Origin of the sequence: Pseudoalteromonas sp. SG44-5, from assembly GCF_014164175.1 — a bacterium.
Taxonomy (GTDB): domain Bacteria; phylum Pseudomonadota; class Gammaproteobacteria; order Enterobacterales; family Alteromonadaceae; genus Pseudoalteromonas; species Pseudoalteromonas nigrifaciens.
In genome coordinates this window covers 189117-211959 of the sequence record NZ_JACJES010000004.1, presented here as the reverse complement: position 1 = coordinate 211959, position 22843 = coordinate 189117, and the positions used below count along the sequence as shown (strand labels likewise).

Annotated in this window: 19 protein-coding genes and 5 tRNA genes; 22 read left to right on the top strand and 2 right to left on the bottom strand. The window is 41.2% G+C overall.

The features are described from left to right. Window positions 1–52: 52 nt before the first annotated feature. From xerD to H5079_RS07595, 14 genes are all read left to right on the top strand, one after another. A complete protein-coding gene (gene xerD / locus H5079_RS07660; protein WP_011327217.1) occupies window positions 53–979 on the top strand; it encodes a site-specific tyrosine recombinase XerD in 927 nt (308 codons plus the stop codon). Window positions 980–1041: 62 nt separating this feature from the next. After that, the gene (dsbC, locus tag H5079_RS07655) at window positions 1042–1770 is read left to right on the top strand and encodes a bifunctional protein-disulfide isomerase/oxidoreductase DsbC (RefSeq protein ID WP_041454340.1); all 729 of its coding nucleotides are present in this window, start codon (window positions 1042–1044) and stop codon (window positions 1768–1770) included. An 85-nt stretch (window positions 1771–1855) separates the two neighbouring features. Continuing rightward, window positions 1856–3577, top strand: a complete 1722-nt coding sequence (gene recJ / locus H5079_RS07650) for a single-stranded-DNA-specific exonuclease RecJ (protein ID WP_011327219.1) — start codon at window positions 1856–1858, stop codon at window positions 3575–3577. Between the two features lie 145 nt (window positions 3578–3722). Beyond that, a protein-coding gene (gene prfB / locus H5079_RS07645; protein WP_182677139.1) for a peptide chain release factor 2 occupies window positions 3723–4821 on the top strand; the annotation gives its coding sequence in 2 pieces (ribosomal slippage) (window positions 3723–3797 and window positions 3799–4821; 1098 coding nt in all). Between the two features lie 27 nt (window positions 4822–4848). After that, window positions 4849–6384 carry a lysine--tRNA ligase gene (gene lysS, locus H5079_RS07640; protein ID WP_011327221.1) on the top strand — a complete coding sequence of 512 codons (1536 nt, stop codon included), beginning with the start codon at window positions 4849–4851 and terminating at the stop codon, window positions 6382–6384. Between the two features lie 193 nt (window positions 6385–6577). After that, window positions 6578–6757, top strand: a complete 180-nt coding sequence (locus H5079_RS07635) for a hypothetical protein (RefSeq protein ID WP_182677141.1) — start codon at window positions 6578–6580, stop codon at window positions 6755–6757. 130 nt (window positions 6758–6887) lie between these two features. Continuing rightward, window positions 6888–6980: transfer RNA gene (locus tag H5079_RS07630), tRNA-Ser, on the top strand. 35 nt (window positions 6981–7015) lie between these two features. Then, window positions 7016–7092 (top strand) — tRNA-Arg (locus H5079_RS07625). A 74-nt stretch (window positions 7093–7166) separates the two neighbouring features. After that, a tRNA-Arg gene (locus H5079_RS07620) sits at window positions 7167–7243 on the top strand. A gap of 50 nt (window positions 7244–7293) precedes the next feature. Next, window positions 7294–7370, top strand: a tRNA-Arg gene (locus H5079_RS07615). A 114-nt stretch (window positions 7371–7484) separates the two neighbouring features. After that, window positions 7485–7561 (top strand) — tRNA-Arg (locus H5079_RS07610). Between the two features lie 471 nt (window positions 7562–8032). Beyond that, window positions 8033–9205 (top strand): exo-beta-N-acetylmuramidase NamZ domain-containing protein, encoded by a 1173-nt coding sequence (locus tag H5079_RS07605; RefSeq protein WP_182683835.1) that lies wholly within the window; start codon window positions 8033–8035, stop codon window positions 9203–9205. A gap of 10 nt (window positions 9206–9215) precedes the next feature. After that, on the top strand, window positions 9216–10877 hold the full coding sequence (gene pbp4b, locus H5079_RS07600; protein WP_182683834.1) for a penicillin binding protein PBP4B: 1662 nt from the start codon (window positions 9216–9218) through the stop codon (window positions 10875–10877). A gap of 135 nt (window positions 10878–11012) precedes the next feature. After that, the gene (locus H5079_RS07595; protein WP_182683833.1) at window positions 11013–12389 is read left to right on the top strand and encodes a Na+/H+ antiporter NhaC family protein; all 1377 of its coding nucleotides are present in this window, start codon (window positions 11013–11015) and stop codon (window positions 12387–12389) included. Window positions 12390–12503: 114 nt separating this feature from the next. Here the strand turns inward: H5079_RS07595 and H5079_RS07590 are convergent, their stop codons facing one another. After that, complete coding sequence (locus H5079_RS07590; protein WP_182683832.1) at window positions 12504–13652, bottom strand: hypothetical protein; 1149 nt, start codon at window positions 13650–13652, stop codon at window positions 12504–12506. 229 nt (window positions 13653–13881) lie between these two features. Between H5079_RS07590 and H5079_RS07585 the strand changes: the two genes are divergently transcribed. The 3 genes from H5079_RS07585 to H5079_RS07575 all read left to right on the top strand — a co-directional run bounded on the left by H5079_RS07585 (window position 13882) and on the right by H5079_RS07575 (window position 15642). Next, window positions 13882–14388 carry a DUF3087 domain-containing protein gene (locus tag H5079_RS07585; RefSeq protein WP_086993283.1) on the top strand — a complete coding sequence of 169 codons (507 nt, stop codon included), beginning with the start codon at window positions 13882–13884 and terminating at the stop codon, window positions 14386–14388. An 84-nt stretch (window positions 14389–14472) separates the two neighbouring features. Beyond that, window positions 14473–15126, top strand: a complete 654-nt coding sequence (locus tag H5079_RS07580; protein ID WP_182683831.1) for a glutathione S-transferase family protein — start codon at window positions 14473–14475, stop codon at window positions 15124–15126. Between the two features lie 54 nt (window positions 15127–15180). After that, window positions 15181–15642, top strand: a complete 462-nt coding sequence (locus tag H5079_RS07575; protein WP_011327229.1) for a low molecular weight protein-tyrosine-phosphatase — start codon at window positions 15181–15183, stop codon at window positions 15640–15642. Window positions 15643–15765: 123 nt separating this feature from the next. On the opposite strand, the gene H5079_RS07570 is transcribed toward H5079_RS07575, so the two are convergent. Next, window positions 15766–16863: an energy transducer TonB gene (locus H5079_RS07570; RefSeq protein ID WP_011327230.1), complete on the bottom strand. Its 1098-nt coding sequence runs from the start codon at window positions 16861–16863 to the stop codon at window positions 15766–15768. Window positions 16864–17117: 254 nt separating this feature from the next. Here H5079_RS07570 and ribA point away from each other — a divergent pair, with 254 nt between their 5' ends. Genes ribA through H5079_RS07545 form a run of 5 tightly spaced genes read left to right on the top strand, consistent with a single transcriptional unit; the run spans window position 17118 to window position 22839 of the window. Next, the gene (gene ribA / locus H5079_RS07565; RefSeq protein WP_182683830.1) at window positions 17118–17741 is read left to right on the top strand and encodes a GTP cyclohydrolase II; all 624 of its coding nucleotides are present in this window, start codon (window positions 17118–17120) and stop codon (window positions 17739–17741) included. A gap of 13 nt (window positions 17742–17754) precedes the next feature. Continuing rightward, complete coding sequence (locus H5079_RS07560; RefSeq protein WP_182683829.1) at window positions 17755–18543, top strand: BPSS1780 family membrane protein; 789 nt, start codon at window positions 17755–17757, stop codon at window positions 18541–18543. Beyond that, window positions 18543–18995: a regulatory protein RecX gene (locus H5079_RS07555; RefSeq protein ID WP_011327233.1), complete on the top strand. Its 453-nt coding sequence runs from the start codon at window positions 18543–18545 to the stop codon at window positions 18993–18995. The genes H5079_RS07560 and H5079_RS07555 overlap by 1 nt, the downstream gene beginning before the upstream one ends. 19 nt (window positions 18996–19014) lie before the next feature. Next, window positions 19015–21621, top strand: a complete 2607-nt coding sequence (alaS, locus tag H5079_RS07550; RefSeq protein ID WP_011327234.1) for an alanine--tRNA ligase — start codon at window positions 19015–19017, stop codon at window positions 21619–21621. Beyond that, the gene (locus tag H5079_RS07545; RefSeq protein ID WP_182683828.1) at window positions 21622–22839 is read left to right on the top strand and encodes an aspartate kinase; all 1218 of its coding nucleotides are present in this window, start codon (window positions 21622–21624) and stop codon (window positions 22837–22839) included. It abuts the gene before it with no gap. Window positions 22840–22843 lie beyond the last annotated feature (4 nt).

Below are 22843 nucleotides of genomic sequence, written 5' to 3'. Positions count from 1 at the left end.
GTTTTTAATTGATACCTTAGGCAATGGCTATAACAAAAATGAGAGCACAAAAGTGACAACGCTAGCTGACGACTTTTCAGAACCAAGCACGGCACCAAAAAGCAATAACGATTACCTAGAAACCTTTTTAGATTGTTTGTATTTAGAGCAAGGGGTGAGTGAAAATACACTATCGGCGTATCGCAGCGATTTAGATAAGTTTTGCCAGTTTTTAAAAGGCAAAAATTTAATGACTGTAACCGGCCTAGACGTTGAAAGCTATTTAGCCCATAGAGTTGATCTAGGCTTAAAGCCGCGTAGTACTGCGCGTAGTATTAGTGCGCTTAAGCGTTTTTATCAGTACTTTGTGCGCGAAAAGTTAATTAGCGACTCGCCAATGCTCAATATTGCGCAACCTAAAGCAGGACAGTCTTTGCCTAAAACGCTTTCGGAGGCTGAAGTAGAGGCACTACTGAGCGCTCCCAATACCGATGAGCCAATGGGGCTGCGCGATAAAGCCATGCTTGAGTTACTATATGCAACAGGTTTGCGGGTTAGTGAGCTTGTAGGGCTGCGGATTGAACAAATTAATTTGCGCCAAGCTGTGGTGTTTGTAAAAGGTAAGGGGAATAAAGAGCGTTTAGTGCCACTGGGCGAAGAGGCCATGTATTGGCTTGAGCAGTTTTTAAAGGTGGGACGGGCGCAAATGATTAAACACGCCACCGACTTTGTGTTTCCCTCAAAGCGAGGGGTTGGCATGACCCGACAAACTTTTTGGCATAGAGTGAAGCACTATGCTATTTTGGCATCAATTGAGTCGTCATTGTCACCGCATACATTGCGCCATGCATTTGCAACCCACTTATTAAATCATGGGGCAGACTTACGTGTGGTTCAAATGATGTTAGGACACAGTGATTTATCAACCACCCAAATATATACGCATGTTGCAAATGAGCGATTAAAATCGGTACATGCGCAGCATCATCCACGTGCTTAATATGAAATTTATTATCACTAAGCCGGTCAATTGATATGTATTTATAAAAATAGAGAAGAATTATGAAAAAATTAATGTTAGCAGGTGCCATGTTATGCACTAGTTTAAGTGCCGTAGCGAATGATGTGGCTGTAGCCCCTAACGCTAATGATCCTATTGTTATTAAATTTGCCGCGCTTGGTGTTACCGTTAAGCAAATAAACCCAAGCCCAGTAGCGGGTTTAAAAGAACTGATCACTAATCAAGGTGTGCTTTATGCAAGCCCAGACGGACAGTTTTTAATGCAAGGGACACTTATAGACTTAAATAATCGTAGTAATTTAACCGAAAAAGCACTAAACGGCGTACGCCAAGCTGGGTTAAAAGAATACGAAGATTCGATGATAGTGTACAAAGCACCTAACGAAAAACATAGCATTACCGTATTTACCGACATTAGCTGTGGTTATTGTCGTAAATTACACCGTGAGCTAGATGATTTACTTGAAGCGGGTATTACCGTTAAGTATTTAGCGTTTCCGCGCGGTGGCCTACAAGGTTCAGGTTATAATGACTTAATGAACGTATGGTGTGCTAAAGATCAACAAGAAGCACTAACCGAAGCTAAAAGTGGCTCAAATACTACAGCAGTTAAAGGTTGTAGTGCGCCAGTTGCTGAGCATTATCAGCTAGGTCAAAGCTTTGGTGTTACCGGTACACCTGCTATTATTTTAGAAGATGGCACCATGATCCCAGGTTATCAGCCAGCTGCCGCATTAAGCGCTGCGCTTAACGCTAGTAAAGCCCCATAGTAATTAAATTTACGGTGCGCATAAAAAAAGGCCGAAAGGCCTTTTTTTGTATATTTATGATGAACCAAATAAGTTAAAAATCTGCATGAAAAAAACGATCCAAACGCGCGAAAACGTCGATGATTCACATTTACCGAGTCATTTACACCCTGTAATTAAGCAAATTTATGCCACGCGAAATGTTTCCCATGCCGATGAGCTAAATAACAGCGCCGCCACATTACACGACTTTAAGTTATTTAAAGATATGGACAAAGCCTGCGACTTGTTAATTGAGGCGCTACATGCCCAAAGCCATATTTTAATTGTTGGCGATTTTGATGCTGATGGTGCAACCAGTACCGCTACATTAATGCAAGGCTTGGCCATGTTTGGCTTTGCTCATTTAGATTACTTAGTACCTGATCGGTTTAGCTTAGGTTATGGTTTAAGCCCGGCGTTAGCTGCGCAAATAGTACAGCTTAAACCCGATTTAGTAATTACAGTCGATAACGGTATTTCCTGTATTGCGGGTATTGATATTGTAAAAGCCGCCAATATTAAAGTACTGGTTACCGACCATCACCTACAGGGCGAAACACTCCCTAATGCCGATGCCATAGTAAACCCGAACAGGCACGACTGCAGCTTTCCGTCTAAATCGATTGCAGGTGTTGGTGTGGCTTTTTACTTACTTATTGCCCTTAGAAGCACACTGCGTGAGCAAAATCATTTTGCGCAGCAGCCTATGCCTAACTTAGCCGACCTGCTCGACATAGTTGCGCTTGGTACTGTAGCCGATGTAGTGGCGCTTGATGCCAATAACCGAACATTGGTGCACCAAGGACTAGCGCGTATTCGCAGTGGTAAAACTCGCCCAGGCATTACTGCCCTCATTGAGGTTGCTAATCGTAATGCCTCAAGATTGAGTGCCAGCGACTTTGGTTTTTCGCTTGCTCCGCGCCTAAATGCCGCAGGGCGCTTAGATGACATGAGTTTAGGCATAGCCTGCTTACTCAGTACCGATATAAACCAAGCTAGGCGCATTGCTAGTGAGCTAGATAGCTTAAACTTTGCACGCCGCGAAATAGAGCAAGGCATGCAGCATGAAGCGCAAGCTGTGCTTGATAAGTTAGCGTTTAATGATGACAATATTCCCGACGCTATTTGTTTATACCAAGAGGATTGGCACCAAGGTGTTATCGGTATTTTAGCCGGGCGTTTAAAAGAAAAATACCACCGCCCAACAGTTATATTTGCGGGTGGCGAAAACGGTGAGATAAAAGGGTCATGTCGCTCAATTGAAGGGCTGCACATACGCGATTTACTCGAAGGGCTAAGTACGGCCGATCCGCACTTAATTAGTAAGTTTGGTGGCCATGCCATGGCGGCCGGTTTAAGTATTAATGAGCAGCAATTTAGCGAATTTAAACACGCCTTTGATACTGCCGTTAGCGCCCAGCTTAGTGAAGAAAGTAAACGCTGCATTGTATTTACCGATGGCGAGTTGCCAAATGAGTGTTTTACCATGGATTTTGCCCAGCAATTAAAACAAGCGGGCCCTTGGGGGCAGCAATTTCCTGAACCGGTATTTGAGCACACATTTGAGTTAATTCAGCAGCGTATAGTGGGCGAAAAGCATTTAAAACTGGTATTAAAACATCAATCAGGCCGCTTAGTTGATGCCATAGCTTTTGGCATTGATGTAAAAGAATGGCCAGATAACAACGCACAATTTGTTAAAGCAGCGTATCAGCTCGATATAAATGAGTTTAGAGGCAAGTTCACCCTGCAATTAATTATCCGAGAGCTAGAAAAAGCCAGCTAAAAAATATCTAGAATAGATCGCATAAAGTGCTAATAAAGCGCACGGTTTTTTGTTAAAATCGGGCGTTTTTATCATTTGACGATAATATATTGCGTTAATTCCTTTTTAAGGAGCGTAATAACCTAGCCATTTTGGAGTAATGACCATGTTTGAAGTGAATCCTGTGATTAACCAAATCAAGGAAATTCGCGAACGTACTGAGTTGCTTCGGGGGTACCTTTGACTATGCTCTTAAACAAGAACGCTTAGAAGAAGTTAACGCCGAACTTGAAGACTCAGCCGTATGGAATGAACCTGAACGCGCACAAGCTCTCGGCCGTGAAAAGTCGGCATTAGAAGCTGTTGTTGAAACTATCGATACTTTAGTGACGGGTACTGACGACGTTGAAGGCTTACTTGAGCTTGCTGTAGAAGCCGAAGATCAAGAAACCTTTGATGAAGCACAAAGCGAACTAACAGACTTGAACGAGCAACTAGAAGCGTTAGAGTTTCGTCGTATGTTTAGCGGTCCTCATGACTCAAACGACGCTTACCTTGATTTACAATCTGGTTCTGGCGGTACTGAAGCACAAGACTGGTGTAATATTTTGCTGCGTATGTATTTACGCTGGGGCGAAGCTAAAGGCTTTAAAGTTGAATTAGTGGAAGCTACTGGCGGCGATGTTGCAGGAATTAAAGGCGCAACAGTTCGCTTTGTTGGCGAATACGCGTATGGTTGGTTACGTACCGAAACTGGCGTGCATCGTTTAGTGCGAAAAAGCCCGTTTGACTCAAGTGGTCGTCGTCATACTTCGTTTGCCTCTGCATTTGTTTACCCAGAAGTTGACGACAATATTGAAATTGATATGAACCCGTCTGACTTACGTATTGACGTTTACCGTGCCTCGGGCGCAGGTGGTCAGCACGTTAACACCACTGAATCAGCGGTTCGTATTACGCACGTACCAACAAATACCGTAGTGCAGTGCCAAAATGAGCGCTCACAACATAAAAATAAAGCCCAAGCAATGAAACAGTTAAAAGCAAAACTGTTTGAGCTAGAGTTACAACAACAAAATGCTGAAAAACAAACCCAAGAAGACTCAAAGTCGGACATTGGTTGGGGCAGTCAAATTCGTTCATACGTACTCGATGACGCTCGCATTAAAGATTTACGTACAGGCGTTGAAAGCCGTAATACCCAATCGGTACTTGACGGCAACTTAGACAAATTTATAGAAGCCAGCTTAAAATCTGGTTTATAACCACCAAGCTAATAAAGAGCTAAAAAAATGACTGATCAAATCCAAGACGAAAACAAGTTAATCGCTGAGCGTCGTGGCAAATTAGATGCTATACGCCAAAATTGCCCAGCCAACGGTCATCCAAACCAATTCCGTCGTGAGCATTACACGGCAGATTTGCAAGCCCAGTTTGGTGATAAGAGCAAAGAAGAATTAGTAGAGTTACAACAAGTAGTGTCTATTGCTGGACGTATTTTAGCAAAGCGCGGACCATTTTTTGTAATTCAAGACATGAAAGGCCGCGTACAATCATATGCGTCTAAAGATGTGCAAAAAGATTTAAAAGAAAAATATGGCCAACTAGATACTGGCGATATTATTGGTGTTAAAGGCGCGCTTAATAAATCGGGTAAAGGCGATTTATACGTAGAAATGACAGAGTACCAACTGTTAACTAAGTCACTTCGCCCGTTGCCTGAAAAATTCCATGGCTTATCAGATCAAGAAACTAAGTACCGTCAACGTTACGTTGATTTAATTACTAACGAAGCAACGCGTGAAACATTCCGCATTCGCTCACAAGTAGTTGAAGGCATTCGTCGCTTTTTAGCAGACCGTGACTTTATGGAAGTAGAAACACCCATGCTACAGGTTATTCCTGGCGGTGCATCGGCACGCCCGTTTGTAACACACCATAACGCGCTTGATATTGACATGTACCTACGTATAGCGCCTGAGCTGTACTTAAAGCGTTTAGTGGTAGGTGGTTTTGATCGCGTATTCGAAATTAACCGTAACTTCCGTAACGAAGGGTTATCTACGCGTCACAATCCAGAATTCACAATGATTGAATTTTACCAAGCATACGCTGATTACATCGATCTGATGAACATTACCGAAGACATGCTACGTACAGTTGCAGAAAACGTACTTGGTAGTGCTGTGGTAGTTAACACAACTAAAGACGAAAACGGCGAAGTAATTGACTCAGTTGAATACGATTTTGGTCAACCGTTTACGCGCTTAAGCATGAGCGACGCAATTTTAAAATATAACCCTGAGTTTGATGCGGCAGTATTTAACGACCCAGAAAACCATTTTGAACAATTAAAAGCGTACGCTAAGCAAGTACACGTTAAAATTCCTGAAAACTGTGTTTGGGGCCCAGGTAAATTTTTGTGTGAAATATTTGAAGAAACAGCAGAGCACATGCTTATTCAACCTACGTTTATTACCGGCTACCCATGGGAAGTATCACCATTGGCACGTCGTAACGATGAAAATTCATTTGTTACAGACCGCTTTGAGTTTTTTGTTGGCGGACGTGAGCTGGCTAATGGTTTCTCTGAGCTTAACGATGCACAAGACCAAGCAGAGCGCTTTACTCGTCAAGTTGAAGAGAAAGACGCAGGCGATGATGAAGCAATGCATTACGACGAAGACTACATACGCGCACTAGAGTATGGCTTACCACCAACTGCAGGTGAAGGTATTGGTATTGACCGTTTAGTAATGCTGTTTACTGACTCTCCAACCATTAAAGACGTTATCTTGTTCCCGCATATGCGCCCGCAAGCCGACTAAGCTTAATAATGTAAAGTAATAAAGCGCCGCTTAAATGCGGCGTTTTTGTGTCTGGGCTATAACTTTTTAATCTGAGTGTTTTTTAAACGCACTGTTGCATTTATGTAAAGTTGTTCGCTACACTACGATGGAAATTTAGAGGATTGATTTAAGGCTCTAAATAAAAAGATTAAATGGATTTATAAATAATAATATGAAAAATAAACGTATTGAAAACCCAATCAATAACTGCGAAACAGAAGATGCAAGACAAGCCTTTTACCGAGCCTGTATTGCAGAGTTTCAAAAGTTAGGTTATCAAGAGCAGTATCTTGCAGAGTTAAATGATGATTTAGTGCCTGTGTTAGGCGTTAACCCACCAGAAAAAAGTTAAAAGTTGTTTGAATTTCAAACTAATTACACATTAAAACTAACTAGATGCACAATCTATAACCATATAGGCACATTTGGTAGAAAAGTGTTTGACATATTTTCTGAACTCTTTATTATACGCCCCACAAGACGGAGAGGTGTCCGAGTGGCCGAAGGAGCTCCCCTGCTAAGGGAGTATAGAGTTTGTAGCTCTATCGAGGGTTCGAATCCCTCCCTCTCCACCATTTTTAAATGGCGTGTTTTGTAAGTTTTAAAGTATGGGTGCATAGCTCAGCTGGATAGAGTACTCGGCTACGAACCGAGCGGTCGGAGGTTCGAATCCTCCTGCGCCCACCATACTTTAATAACTCTGCTTAGAGTTTAAATAAGCAAAAGCTCTGCTTAGAGTTAAAATAAGTAAACTATAAAGTGGGTGCATAGCTCAGCTGGATAGAGTACTCGGCTACGAACCGAGCGGTCGGAGGTTCGAATCCTCCTGCGCCCACCACTTTATAGACTCTCACTTAGAGTAAAAACAAGTAAAGTAAAAATGAAAGTGGGTGCATAGCTCAGCTGGATAGAGTACTCGGCTACGAACCGAGCGGTCGGAGGTTCGAATCCTCCTGCGCCCACCACTTTCATATTTTCATACACTTTTAAGTGTAAGAAAAATAAGCCGATGAAAATCGGTTTTTTTATTTTAAAGTTATACACTCCGCTTAGAGTTTAAATAAGCAAACAATGAAAGTGGGTGCATAGCTCAGCTGGATAGAGTACTCGGCTACGAACCGAGCGGTCGGAGGTTCGAATCCTCCTGCGCCCACCACTTTCATACATTAACCGACACTTGAGTCGGTTTTTTTATGTCTGAAATAAAGTGAAATTATTGTGTGGCCGAGAACCGAGCACTCGGAGGTTCACTCTTACAAGATACGTCCTGCGCCCACCACTTTCATACATTAACCGACACTTGAGTCGGTTTTTTTATGCCTGAAATAAAGTGAAATTATTGTGTGGCCGAGAACCGAGCACTCGCAGGTTCACTCTTACAAGATACGTCCTGCGCCCACCATTTTCATATATTAACCGACACTTGAGTCGGTTTTTTTATGCCTGAAATAAAGTGAAATATAGGTTGCTACCCAGTAGACACCGAGTTTATTTATTCGTCGTAGACGCAGAGCCTAATCACTATATCAATTCAAAGCCTGCTCAAGCCCACTTAACCCCTTTCTAAAGCTGCTCTTTATCACTACCTATGTTATTTTAAGTACCTTGTTTAAAAGGATATTGCAGTATGTTTAAAACCCTATTTATTACGTTGTTTTTTATTTTTAGCGCTACTTTAATACTCAGCGTACAAGCTGATGAAGCTAAAGGTTCAATTGTTGTGGGGGCGCAGCAATACACAAAGTATTTACCGCAGTTAAAAAATAAGCGCGTAGGGCTGGTGGTTAATCAAACATCAACAGTAGAACAAATCCATTTAGTAGATAGCCTGCGGGAAAAAAACGTAAACATAACTAAAATATTTGCACCTGAGCATGGCTTTCGTGGCGATCACGATGCGGGGGCGCACGTAAAAAATGCCGTTGATAGTAAAACAGGTATTCCACTTATTTCCATTTACGGCAACAATAAAAAACCGAGCGCCGAAGTTTTAGCAGATGTTGATGTAATAATTTTTGATATTCAAGATGTGGGTGTGCGATTTTATACTTATATAAGCTCTATGCATTACATGATGGAAGCAGCTGCCGAACAAGAGGTTGAGTTTATTGTACTCGACAGACCAAACCCAAATATTGCTTATGTTGATGGGCCCATATTAGAGCCGCAATTTAAGTCATTTGTAGGTATGCACCCCATTCCTATAGTTCATGGTATGACTGTGGGCGAGCTTGCAAACATGATCAAAGGTGAAGGCTGGATAAATCAAGCAGCTGTTTTAGAGCTTAATGTGATCCCAGTTAGTGGTTATACACGCGCAACTAGCTATAGTTTACCGATAAAGCCAAGTCCTAATTTACCAAATGATACTGCTATTTCGCTTTATCCGTCCTTGTGCTTTTTTGAAGCCACGCCAATTAGTATTGGCAGAGGCACCGACTTTGCGTTTCAGGTTATAGGGTATTCACCGATTGCTTTAGGGGAGTTTAGTTTTACCCCGCGTGCAATTAAAGGCGCGGCCCTAAACCCTAAATTTAAAAACCAAGCAGTGCAGGGGCTCGACTTACGCCAAGCCACCACTAAAGGGTTAGATTTAAGCTACTTAATAAGTGCTTATAAGCAGCTTAATAATGATATTACGTTTTTTGAGCGCGCTGATTTTATGGATAAGTTAGCAGGTACCGATAAGCTGCGCTTAGCTATTGAGGCGGGGCAATCGGCACAACAAATAAAGCAAACTTGGCAGGCGGCCCTGATGCAATTTAAACAGCAAAGAGCACCTTATTTGTTATATGAGTAAAAGGCAGCTTATGTACTTATATTTAAAAAATAAAAATTATTACAGTATAAAAAAGTTATTAATAGTGGCTTTAAGTTTTATGCTGGGGGCATGTAGCTCCTCTGTAGAGCCGCTCGAGCCCAAGGCGCTATTAACGCAAAGTAAACTTGTTGAGCTGCCTAATGCGCAAGTAATTGTTACCTTTCCTGAGCCAAACCCTAGTAGCCGTGAGTATGTAAATAATCGCGGCACGTTTAAAGCCTATAAAGGCCATGGGCAGCTGTTAATTCAAAATCATAGTGCTAAAAGTGCCGACATTTATATAAATAATCAACTGCTTAATATTAAGCAATTGCTCGGCGCTAATACTGTGTACCAATATAGTTTAGCTAAGCTAACGCATAACGGGGTTAACACCTTTAAAGTTGCAAACATTCAACCAGCGGGAGCAAGTTTAACGCTGCGCTTTGCGTTTCCTACTTTAAATAAAGCGTCGCATCAGCAGGCTAATTTTAGTGAGGTAGATGCATTAATAGAGCGAGATATTAAAGCGGGTTTTCCTGGTGCTGTTTTAGCGGTAGTAAAAAATGGTGAGTTAATTAAATTAACTGCTTATGGCGATGCAAAACAGTATCAACAAAATGATTTAATGCTATTACGCCCAGAGCCAATGCAAACTGATACCTTATTTGACTTAGCCTCTAATACTAAAATATTTGCTACCAACTTTGCATTAATGAAGTTAGTAAGCGAAGGCCTATTAAATATTAATAAGCCAGTGCAATTATATTTACCAGAGTATCAAGGCGATGGTCGAGAGCAGCGACGCGTAAAAGATTTACTCACGCATAGCGCAGGCTATCCGCCGGTGTTTGATTTTCATCGTAAAGACAGTAGCAATGGCGATGTGTTTTACTCACAAAATAGCCATACTACAAAAAAGCTCTTACTTACCAGTGTGCCACTTAGCGCAAAGTCGCTCGGGCAGCATGTTTATTCAGACATTGATTACATGATTTTAGGAGTATTGGTTGAGCGTATAACCGGTCTTTCACTTGACGATTACCTAGAGCAACAAGTATATGCGCCATTAAAATTGCATAACACTGTGTTTAACCCCCTTAAAAAAGGCTTTAATGCTCAGCAATTTGCCGCCACAGAGCTGGGTGGTAACACGCGAGACGGACGAATCAAATTTGATAATATTCGCACCCATGTTTTACAAGGCCAAGTACATGACGAGCGTGCGTACTATTCTCTAGGTGGCGTAGCAGGGCACGCGGGGTTATTTAGTAATGCGCCAGATTTAGCCATACTTTGTCAGCTACTATTAAATAATGGTGGTTACGGCGATAAGCAGCTTTTTAGTGCAAGTGCTTTGGCGCAGTTTTTAACCCCACAAAGTAGCGATGAAACCTACGGGCTGGGCTTTAGGCTTGCTGGTAACAACCAAGCAAGGCGTTGGCACTTTGGCCCTTACGCAAGCGCACAGGCTTATGGGCATACAGGTTGGACAGGCACAGTAACGGTAATTGATCCCGTTTACGACTTAGCGATTATTTTATTAACTAATGCGCGGCATACGCCAATTACAGGCTCGCAAAAAAGTTATCAATTTAGTGGTAAAAATTATGAAACTGCACAATATGGCTCGGTTGTTTCATTAATATACGAAGCGTTATTAAATCAATAAACTGACAGTATAAATAGCATATATCAATGTGCTTAGTGGTTTACTTAAATGGGTTTTGACTGTAAAACTTAAGCTAGATAACAAAGTGTAAAATATTTACCCCGTAAATAAGCACACTAAAATAAAGGTTAATTTATGTCTTGGTATTCTATTTTACCGCCGTTAATCGCCATTGCTGTCGTATTTTGGCGCAAAGAGGTCATTATGGCGCTGTTGCTTGCAGTGGCTTCGTCAGAGTTTTTACTCGCATTACAGGGGGAGGGCAGTAGTGTATTTAATACCTTTTTAAACACTATTGAACGTATTGTTAGCGTAGCAAGCTCGCCCGGCAATACCCGTATTTTAATTTTTAGTATTTTGATTGGTGCTTTGCTTGCCTACATTCGCGAGTCGGGTGGAGTAGCCGCTACCGTTAATATGTTAATGAACAAAGGTATAGCGAAAAGTAAGCGTCAAGTTGGCTTTTTAACTATGTTTACTGGCATTGCGGTGTTTATAGAGTCAAACCTGAGTGTACTTACTGCGGGTATTTTATCGCGCGGATTATTCGATAAATTTAAAATGAGCCGCGCCCGCTTAGCTTATATTATCGATAGCACCAGTGCGCCGGTATGTATTTTAATATTACTAAATGGCTGGGGCGCATTTGTACTGGGGTTATTAAGTAACTACGAGTTAGGTGAATCAGCTGTATCGGTACTTTGGGGCAGCGTAGGCTATAACTTTTACGCCATAATTACGCTTGTTATTGTTTTTTACACCATTGCGTTTGATAAAGTACATGGCCCAATGAAACAAGCTGAGCAAAAACTAGAGCTACAAACAACTGACTTAAAAGAAGAAGTAAAAGGCTCTAAAGCACGCTTTATGTTAGTGCCCCTTATTACGCTGATTGTTAGCATGGTGGGCTTTATGTTTTACACAGGTAACGGTGTATTGGCAGAAGGTAGTGGCTCAAAGTCGGTATTGTATGCAACCGTTTTAGCCATAGTTGTAGCTTACTTTTTAATGCTAGCATCACGCCAATTTAGCCACCATAAGTTAGTTGAAATAGGCTTTAAAGGCATGGGCGAATTACTGCCACTAGTAGGCATTGTATTGTTATCGTTAACTTTAGGAGCAAGCTTAAAAGAGTTGGGTACTGGTGTGTTTGTGGCATCTTTAGTGGGCGATTACCTCCCTATTTACTTGGTGGTACCGGCACTGTTTTTAACCGGTGCGGTTATGTCGTTTACTACGGGTACATCGTGGGGCACCTTTGCAATTTTAATCCCTATTGGCGTGCCGCTTATTCAAGCATTGGGTTTGCCGCCGTCGTTGGTATTAGGTGCTATTTTAGGTGGCGGTATATTTGGCGATCACTGCTCGCCCATATCCGACACCAGCGCAGTATCGGCAATTGCATCGGGCTGCGACTTACTTACTCACGTTAAAACCCAGCTACCCTATGCCTTGTTCGCTGGTGGCCTGACACTGATAGCCTACTTAGTAACGAGCATAATTGTTTTATAAGCGTGTTTATGATTACTCATTTTGAATGACAAAAAGCCTGCAAATTTGCAGGCTTTTTGGTTTATACGTAGGTCGGATAAGCGGCGCAGCCGCGCCATCCGACAAGACAGCTACTTACAACGCATTTAAGCTGTGCTCTAGCATTGCGGTAATTTGCTTTACTATTTTTGCTTCCGTTTTCGGCTCAAACTGTTGAATTCTGGGTGTGTGAATATGGCCTGTTGGAATGGTTGAATTAAGTTGATTACGAAGGCGTATACTGCGATACGAAATTTCGTTAGACAGGTATCCACCGCCAGAGCCATTTACGGCAATGCTATTTTTCAGCTCGGCAAGTGTTGCGGGCTCGTAAGTTTTTTCTAAGGTAGTGATCTTATGATTATCAATAACCTTATACGGCCCTTGTGCTTGCTGCATATTTGCCACGGGAAGGCTAAATTGTACAAATTCGTTACCTGGCAGTGGCTGGTTATTTAAACTTGGGAGCAAGGGAGCTGTTTGTGTCCCACCAAATATAATATTGGCATTGTCTGGGGCAGTTACGCTGCGGCGCTTACCGGGAAATCTTTCTAAATCAAAATCTTTGCGACCCATGCTTACAGTAACAATCATATCGACATTATTCAGGGCGTAATAGGGCGCGAGGAGTGCTTCGATTATACCTTGATCAAAGTCGGCATAACGAACGGGCACCATAACGGTGTTAATTTCAGCGCTAATGCCTTGGTAGTTAATTACTTGACCATCTAGCAAGAGGGCAGCAACCCCAGATGGGTTACTTTGATTTATGTTTTTATCTAATAAAAAGGGGTCAAAGCCGGTAAGGATAATTTTTTTAGTGCTGCCTTTAGTAAAGCTGAGGTCGTTATGACCGCGACTGCCTTTTTCTAACTGAGTTAAAAGGTTATTTTGCTCAGCAACTGAGAGGGTAAATTTTGGCTTAACAGAGCGAATTATTTTACTTGAAAGTAATCGTGCCCAGTAAAGCTCGCGATCATCGTAGTTTTTAGTTGTAACAATGCGTTGTTTGGCGTTTAACCATAATTGACTTGAATAATCAGCGATTAAGTCAGTTGCATGCCGAAAGTTGTTAAGGCTTTTCCATTGCTGTTCAAATTGATTCACCTCATCAGCAAAGGCCATTAGCACCTGAGGCATGGCGTGGGTAGCGGCTTCAATTCGTTGCTCTTCGGTTGTTAAATTGTTACTCAAAACCGAGCAAGAAGAAAAAATTAAACTTGAAGCAAATAGTAGTTTAAGCATGGTAGTCCTATACAGTTACAGCGATTATTTGGTTACTATCCTACGCATCTAGACGCAGTGCAAATTAATTCGTTGGCTAACCATTGATTAACAGCTCCTAACGTTGCAGAGGGCTAATAGCACTAATGCTGTTGTTAAATCAAAAAGAACGCAAATAGATTTTTCGATAAGTGGATTGTTTAGTTACAATGGCGGCAGTTATATTTTGTTCACTTAATTTTAGGCTGTTATGCAACTCATTGAAATAAATAAAGCGCGTTATCGTAAGCATTTAAACCGTGTTATTGCCGGTTGTGCTGTGGGTTTAGCTGTTGGGAGCTTAGCTATATCGCAAACGCTGATTGCTTTGTTTCCTGATGAGAGCGGCACTCACTTTCATTGGAACGTAACGGGCGTTGTTATTAGCGCATTAGGGCTTGCGTGGTTACTTAATAAATACCGCACGCATCCGTTTATGATTGAAGTGGTGTATGTGTGGGAGCTTAAACAAGCGCTTAATAAAATAACGCGTAAAATGGCGAAATTAAAGGCAGCAGGGCGTGAAGGTAATAGTGATGCGCTATTGGCTATTCATTACAGTTACGCGGGCTCTAAATTGTTATGGCAGCTCGATGACAATACAATCACTATGGATGACTTAGCAATTAAGCAAGCTGAGCTGGATAGTGTGGCGGCTAAGTATAATTTAACACTTGATGCCAATGACTATGATGCAAGTATTTTAAAGAACTTTTAAAGCAATTTTAAAACGATTTTAAGTATTAAATAGCTTTTTAATTAGCGTATTAGTTGCGCTTTTTTCTTCTGATAAGGGTTTAACATGAGTTTAATTGTTTATGGCGTACCTCTTTCTCCTTATGTACGCAAGGTGTGTCTGTGTTTGGCTGCAAAGCAGTTAGATTATAAGTTAGAAATAGTGTCGCCGTTTAATCAACCGGCTTGGTTTTTTGAGTTAAATCCATTAGGGCGTATACCAGCGCTTAAAGATGGTGATTTAGTGCTGGCTGATTCGAGTGTTATTTGCCAATACCTTGATGATAAATACACAGGGAATACAGCATTACTTGGCGACACTGTCGAGCAGACTGCTCAGGTACGCTGGTTAGAAAAATATGCTGATTATGAACTTGCCCCATTAACTACTTTTACTGTGTTTCAACAGCGAGTAATTAATTTAGGTATGCAAAAAGTATGTGATGAAAGTTTAGTAAAGTTGGCTATGAATGAGCAGTTACCACCGCACTTTGACTACCTTGAAGGCGTGCTAGGTCATAATGATTACTTTGTAGGTAACACGTTAACCCTTGCTGATATAGCGTTTGCGTCGCAGATAATCAATATGCAGCATGCGGGCGAGCAGATTAATGCACAGCGCTGGCCAAATTTAGCTGCACTTTTTGAGCGTGTAAAAGCATTACCAGCAATGCAAAATTTATTACAAAGTGAGCAGGCTATGCTTGCGTCAATGCAATAGTGTTTAGGTTATTTAGTTCAGTAATTAACAGCGTTTAGTTTAGAGGGAGGCTCTATGAAAAAAATACTGGTTGTGTGTTTAGGTAATATTTGTCGATCGCCTACAGCTGAAGCGGTATTAAAAAAACGTGCTGAGCAGTTAGGTATTACCGTTAAAGTTGACTCGGCCGGTACTATAGGTCATCACGAAGGCAATTCACCAGATAGCCGATCTATGCAGGCGGGCGAAAAACGAGGTTATAGCTTCAAAGGGATTTATTCGCGTAAAGTGCGCAGTAGTGATTTTACTGAATTCGATTTGATTTTAGCCGCCGACAAACAAAATTTAGCCGATTTAACTCAGCGTTGCCCAGCACATTTACAGTATAAGCTTGCACTGTTTTTAGAGTTTGGTGAGCAGGCTGTAAGTGCTATTCCCGATCCTTATTATGGTGGGGACGATGGTTTTGAAAAGGTGCTAGATTTAATTGAAGCAGCAAGTGATAAAATATTAGCTAAATTAACAGCCAATGTTTAAGTAATGGCTTTGTGCGTTATAGTGAATTAATAAAGGCGCTAAATTGCGCCTTTTTTATTAGAGAATTTATGATTATTTAGCGAGAAAACCCTGTGATCTTTAGTCGCTGGGTAGTTCACTAAGTTATCGGTTAATTTTGAAGTCGAGCCGTACTTGGGTTTTTGCTGTTACAGGTATGCCATCTTCAAATTTAGGAGCATAGCGCCATTGCTCTACTGCTTTTTTTGCCGAGTGCTCAAAGGTTACGCCGCCATTTGAATCGAGCACACTCACGTTTTTAACAAAGCCTGCGGTGTCTACTTCAAACTCCATAACTACACTGCCATCTTTACCTTGGCGTGCTTTGCCCATAGGGTAGTCAGGATTAACACGATAAAGCGGGGTTTGTTCTTGGCTTTCTTCCCAAGGCACCATTTTAGCAATAGCTAAGCAGTGCTTAGTTGCTTGCTCACTTTCGCCTTGCTTTTCGTATAGTGCTATAAGCTTAGAGTGAGCGCTTAGCTCGGCGCTGTGATCGTAGCTTAAGTTATTATCAAATACGGTGACTATGCGGTTTAACCTTGTAATTGCTGAATCATATTTTTTACGACCTTCATCAAACGAGGCCATTAAAAAATCTGATTTGATACGCTCTACAGCGTTTTCAGGTAAGTTTGCTTGGTAATACTCGTCAGCTTCTTCGGCGTAGTGTTTAGCAGAACGGTATTTTTCTGGCACAAACTTTTTAACTAACAAAGAGGCTGCAGCAAATTGCATGTCGGCTACAAATCTTGGTTTTTTAAGCTCTTTTGCTATATCAACTATACGTTCCAATTGGCTATCGGCCTGACGCGCTGATTTAGTATTGCTTGCCATACCTAGTAAGGCGTCTATTGTCTCGACTGAGCTTTCACCATGATTGTTAGCTAAAATATTGTACGCCTGTTTATACAGTTCGTAGCGTTTAGCTTCGTCTTCCTGGTTAAATCCGCTGATAGCTTTAGCGTAATTAATGGCTAAATTTGCGGTGTTATCTGCGTTATCGCCATATACTTTAGCACCTAAAGAGTAAGCGAGTTTGGCAGCTTGTTGTATGTTTTCGTTGGTATCTACGGCGCTTAAGTAATTTTGGTACGCTTGAGAAAATGCAGTGTTTGCATTTGTAGCTTCGCTTGCAAAAGCCGATGCAGTAATAACTGAAAGGTTAAGGCTAAGCAGTAAGGCGAGTTTATGTGGTTTCATAATGTTCCATATTATAATTATTATACTTTTTAACACATTAACAATTTACTTATAATTAGTCATGAATTGATGTAAATAAAGGTAAACAGTAAGGGCTTTAGTGAGAATTATATATTGTAATTATGCATTGATAATTAAGCTTCTCGTCGCCATATAATTGCAATAAATACCCTTGGATTTCGATCTTTTTGTATTCTTTTGTGATAATATCACTTCATTATCGTGTCGTAGTTATTTAAATATTTGGATTTGTCGTGGCGCAAGTAAGAGCAAGAGTTCAGCTTAATGTTGGCAAGAACAGTGATATTCCCGCTGAAATTATCTCGTTTACTGATTTAAAAGATGGCAAAGAACATATTGCTATGGTGTTTAACAACGCTGATACAGAGCAAAATGTACCGCTTATTCGTATGCATTCAGAGTGTTTAACGGGTGATGTATTTTACTCGTCGCGTTGTGATTGCGGTGAGCAGTTAAATGAGTGTATTGAAATGATGCACGAGCAAGGCGGTATTTTATTGTATTTACGCCAAGAAGGTCGTGGTATTGGTTTGTATAATAAAATAGATGCTTACGTGTTGCAGTCGCAAGGTATGAACACTTATGAGGCAAATAATCATTTAGGTTTTGCTGATGATTTACGTGATTTTTCGGATGCGGTGCTAATGCTAAATGCGCTTAATTTACCCCACGTTAAATTAATGACCAATAACCCTAAAAAGCTTAATGCACTAAGAGATGCTGGTATTACGGTTGATTCGGTTGTGGGTACGCACGCACACATTAAAGCCGGTGTTGCGGGTAATAAAGCGTATTTAGAAACCAAAATTAAACATGGCGCGCACATGTTAGATATCAAAAAAATTAAAAAACCTTAAATTAAGAGTAACTATGTCTACACAATTACGAGTTTTTAAGGCCGATGCTGCCCTAAAGTGGTTTAAAGCGGGCTGGCTTATTTTTAAAACCCAGCCGCTTACTTTTATTTTTATGCATTTATTTATTGGTATTGTTGGCCTGTTGTCGTTATTTTTACCGCTATTACAAGTGGTAGCGGCTTTAGCTACGCCATTTTTAACCGCAGGATTTTATCAGGCTGTGCTTACTAAGCAGCAAGGCGGTAAAATTATGCTCGCTGATATTCTCAAGCCTATTACCACTAAAGGTAATCGTTTAGGTTTACTGCGTTTGGCTTTGTACCAAATGGGTGCGGGTATTTTAATGGCATTATTAGCAAACGGTTTATTTGCCGATGCAATTGCGGTTATGGCGCAGCCAGATTTAGATCCTAATATAGCAATTAGCCAAATGTTAGAGAGTATTTCTATGGCAAGCGTGGTGCTATTTTTATTAGCGTTGTCTGTTTATTTAACTGCATTCGCTTACGCGGTTCCATTAGTTTACTTTAATAAAGAACAGCGTATTTTTAGCACTCTTAAAAACTCCTTTATGGTGTTTTATTATAATATTTTACCGCTAAGCGTTTATGCTATTATTTGCGGGTTATTTATAGTGCTTTCGATGTTTTTATCGTTCTTACCCTTGTTGGTTTTAATGCCTATTTGCTACATTAGCTTTTTTGTATCTTATCAAGCTATTTTTATGCCGGTTGTACCACCAAGTGACGATAGCAATATTACGCCATTAAGTAGTGAGTCTAGTGGGCGTTTTGACGCTTAATGGATGATAAGTTAAAGCAGAAATTAAAAAACTATGTACTTTGGTTGTTATCAAGGCAAGAATATTCACGCCGAGAATTAACGTTCAAATTACAAAAAAAAGAAGCCACAGATGAGTTTATCGAAACCTTGCTTGATTGGTGCGAAAAGCACAATTTTGTAAACGAGCAACGTTACTGTGAAGGCTTTGTTAGAAAACACATATTTAAATGCCATGGCTTAAGGCGCATTCAAAGCGAAGCTATGGGCAAAGGGATTGACCGTTCATTACTTGAAAAAGTAATTGAAGAGCTTGAAGTAGATTGGTTTGAGCTGGCGCAGGATGCGTACAATAAAAAATATTCAAATACACCGGCAGACCTCGAGTACAAAGACAAGGCCAAGCGCGTGCGCTACCTAATGTATAGAGGCTTTAGCTACGATGAAATCGATTTTGCAATGCAAGCACAGTAAATACGGGTGAGACCTTCACATGCAGCACATGACTACCGCACAAATTAGACAACAGTTTTTAGACTTTTTTGCCAGCAAACAACATCAAGTTGTTCCTTCAAGCTCGCTTATACCGGGTAACGATGCCACTTTGTTATTTAACAATGCCGGTATGGTGCAATTTAAAGATGTATTTTTAGGCGCAGAAAGCCGCCCTTATACGCGTGCGACTAGCTCGCAGCGCTGTGTACGTGCTGGCGGTAAGCATAACGATTTAGAAAACGTTGGTTATACTGCGCGTCACCATACATTTTTTGAAATGTTAGGTAACTTTAGTTTTGGTGATTACTTCAAGCAAGACGCGATTAAATTTGCGTGGCAGTTTTTAACAGAGGAAGTAAAGCTACCTAAAGAAAAACTGTTAGTTACTATTTACCATGACGATGAAGAAGCGTTTAACTACTGGTCTAACGATATAGGCTTACCTGCAGATCGCATTATTAGAATTGCCACTGCAGATAACTTTTGGTCAATGGGGGACACCGGTCCGTGTGGCCCGTGTTCTGAAATATTTTACGACCATGGCGAGCATATTTGGGGCGGTCCTCCTGGATCACCTGAGGAAGATGGCGATCGCTTTATCGAAATTTGGAACCTAGTATTTATGCAGTACAACCGTCAAAACGACGGAACTATGCTGCCACTACCTAAGCAATCGGTTGATACAGGTATGGGGCTTGAGCGTATTGCTGCTATTTTACAAGGCGTTCATTCAAACTATGAAATTGACTTATTTAAAGGCTTAATTGCCGCTGCTGCAAGTGTTACTAACGCACAAGACATGGACGATAAATCACTACGCGTAGTGGCGGATCATATTCGTTCGTGTGCATTTTTAATCTCTGACGGGGTTATGCCATCTAACGAAGGCCGTGGTTATGTACTACGTCGTATTATTCGCCGTGCTGTTCGCCATGGTAATAAATTAGGTGCACAAGGTGCCTTTTTCTATAAATTAGTAGCTGCACTTATTGAGCAAATGGGCCAAGCGTACCCAGAGCTTGCAAAGCAGCAAGAAATTATTGAAAAAGTATTACGCATTGAAGAAGAGCAGTTTGGTAAAACGCTAGAGCGTGGTTTAGCTATTTTAGAAGAAAGCTTAAGCGACCTTAAAGGTGATGTAATTCCTGGCGACTTAGTATTTAAACTTTACGATACTTATGGCTTTCCTGCGGATTTAACTGCAGATGTGGCGCGTGAGCGTCAAATGACGATTGATAATAAAGGCTTTGAAGAGTGCATGGCGGTGCAGCGTAAAACAGCGCAGCAGGCCGGTAAATTTGGTGCCGATTATAACGATCAATTAAAGTCAGACAAACAAACAACTTACAAAGGTTACACCACCACTAGCCATAGTGCGACTGTGGTTGAAGTGTTTGCTGGCAGTGAGTCGGTTTCATTACTAGAAGATGGCCAAAAAGGCATTGTAATACTAGACCGTACGCCATTTTATGCAGAGTCGGGCGGCCAAGTTGGTGATACAGGTGTAATTAGCGTTGCTGGTGGCGAGTTTACAGTAACTAACACGACTAAATTAGGTAATGCATTTGCACACCACGGTATAGTACAAGGCCGTATTGGTCTTAACGATAAAGTAGAAGCAACAATTGATGACGCACGCCGCGAACGCATCAAGAAAAACCATACTGCTACGCATATATTACACGAAACACTGCGCCAATTATTAGGCGAACATGTAGGTCAAAAAGGCTCGCTAGTTCAAGCAGAGCGTTTGCGTTTTGACTTTTCACATTTTGAAGCTGTTACCAAAGAAGAATTACGCGAAATTGAACGTGTAGTAAACGATGAAATTCGTTGTAACTTTGCGTTAAGTACCGAGCTTATGGCAATAGATGACGCTAAAGCAAAAGGTGCAATGGCGCTATTTGGCGAAAAATACGATGACGAAGTACGTGTAGTTACTATTGGGGACTACTCTATTGAGCTTTGTGGTGGTACACATGTTGAACGCGCAGGTGATATTGGTTTATTCAAAATAGTATCTGAAAGCGGTATTGCTGCGGGTGTTCGTCGTATTGAAGCGGTAACCGGCGCTGACGCGATTGCCTACGTGAGTGAGCAAGAGCAAAAGCTAAATGATGTAGCTGCTGTAGTTAAAGCCGACAGCGCGTCAGTACTTGAAAAAGTAACTGCGTTGCTTGATAAATCAAAACAGCTAGAAAAACAAATTGCGCAACTTAACGATAAGCTAGCAAGTGCTGCGGGTGCCTCATTACTTGATTCAGTAGTAGAAATTAACGGTATTAAGCTATTAATAGCCAACGTTAAGGGCACTGAGTCAAAAGCGTTACGTGGTATGGTTGATGATCTTAAAAACAAAATTGGCTCGGGTGTTATTGCACTAGGTGTTGCAAGCGATGATAAAGTGAGCTTAATTGCAGGTGTAACTAAAGATTTAACCGGTAGAGTTAAAGCCGGTGAGCTAGTTAACCATATGGCCAGCCAAGTAGGTGGTAAAGGTGGCGGCCGTCCAGATATGGCACAAGCGGGTGGCTCTGAGCCAGAAAACCTAACTGCAGCATTAGACAGTGTAACAGCTTGGTTTACTGAGAAAACACAAGCTTAAGTGGCACTTATTGTTCAAAAGTTCGGTGGCACTTCAGTTGGTTCAATAGAGCGAATTGAAGCGGTTGCCGACCTTGTTGTTAAAACTAAACAACAAGGCCATCAAGTGGTTGTAGTGCTCTCGGCTATGTCGGGAGAAACCAACCGCTTAATTAATCTCGCCAAACAAATAGATACTCGGCCAAGTAGCCGTGAACTTGACGTATTAATTAGCACCGGCGAGCAGGTTTCGGTGGCTTTATTAGCTATGGCTATTATTAAACGCGGTCATTCTGCTGTGAGTTTATTAGCCGATCAGGTTAATATTTTAACCGATAATATGTTTGGCAAAGCCCGTATTACAGATGTAGCTGCAACGCGTTTAAAACATGAGCTTGAGCATAACCGTATTGCAATTATTGCGGGTTTTCAGGGCCGTGATATTGAAGGAAATGTAACTACATTAGGGCGTGGCGGTACCGATACTTCGGCGGTTGAAATTGCTGGAGCAATAAAAGCTGACGAATGTCAGATCTATACCGACGTTAACGGCGTATATACTACAGACCCTCGTGTTGAACCTAATGCACGACGAATGAGCCAAGTTACCTTTGCTGAAATGCTAGAGTTAGCAAGTTTAGGGGCTAAAGTATTGCATATTCGTTCAGTTGAAGCGGCAGGAAAGCACAATGTGCCACTTAGGGTGCTATCAAGTTTTTACCCTGATGCTGGTACATTGATTAGTTTTGAGGCGAGCGATATGCCTGGTAATGTCGTTTCGGGTATTGCGTTTAATCGTGATGAATGTTTAATAAATGTAGAGGGTGTACTTAGTGGTACACAATATCTTGCAAAGATTTTGAAACTTTTTGCAGATAATGGCATCGAAATAGATATGATTAATCAAGTTAATCATAATGTTGACAAAGTAGACTATGCTTTTACTGTACACACAAATGATTATTTACACGCATTAGACGTTTTAACAGAGCAGCAAGCTCAGTTAACAGCACAAAATATTTTTGGGTTAACAACAGTGGCTAAAGTGTCTGCTGTTGGTATGGGTATGAAGTCACATTCGGGTGTTGCTAGTTTATTTTTTGATGCATTAGCTGCAGAAAATATTAATGTTATTTTAGTGTCTACATCAGAAATTAAAATATCGGTTTTAATAGATGAAAAATACCTAGAGTTGGCTGTTCGTGCATTACATAAGATATTTTTAACAGAAAATGAATAGATTG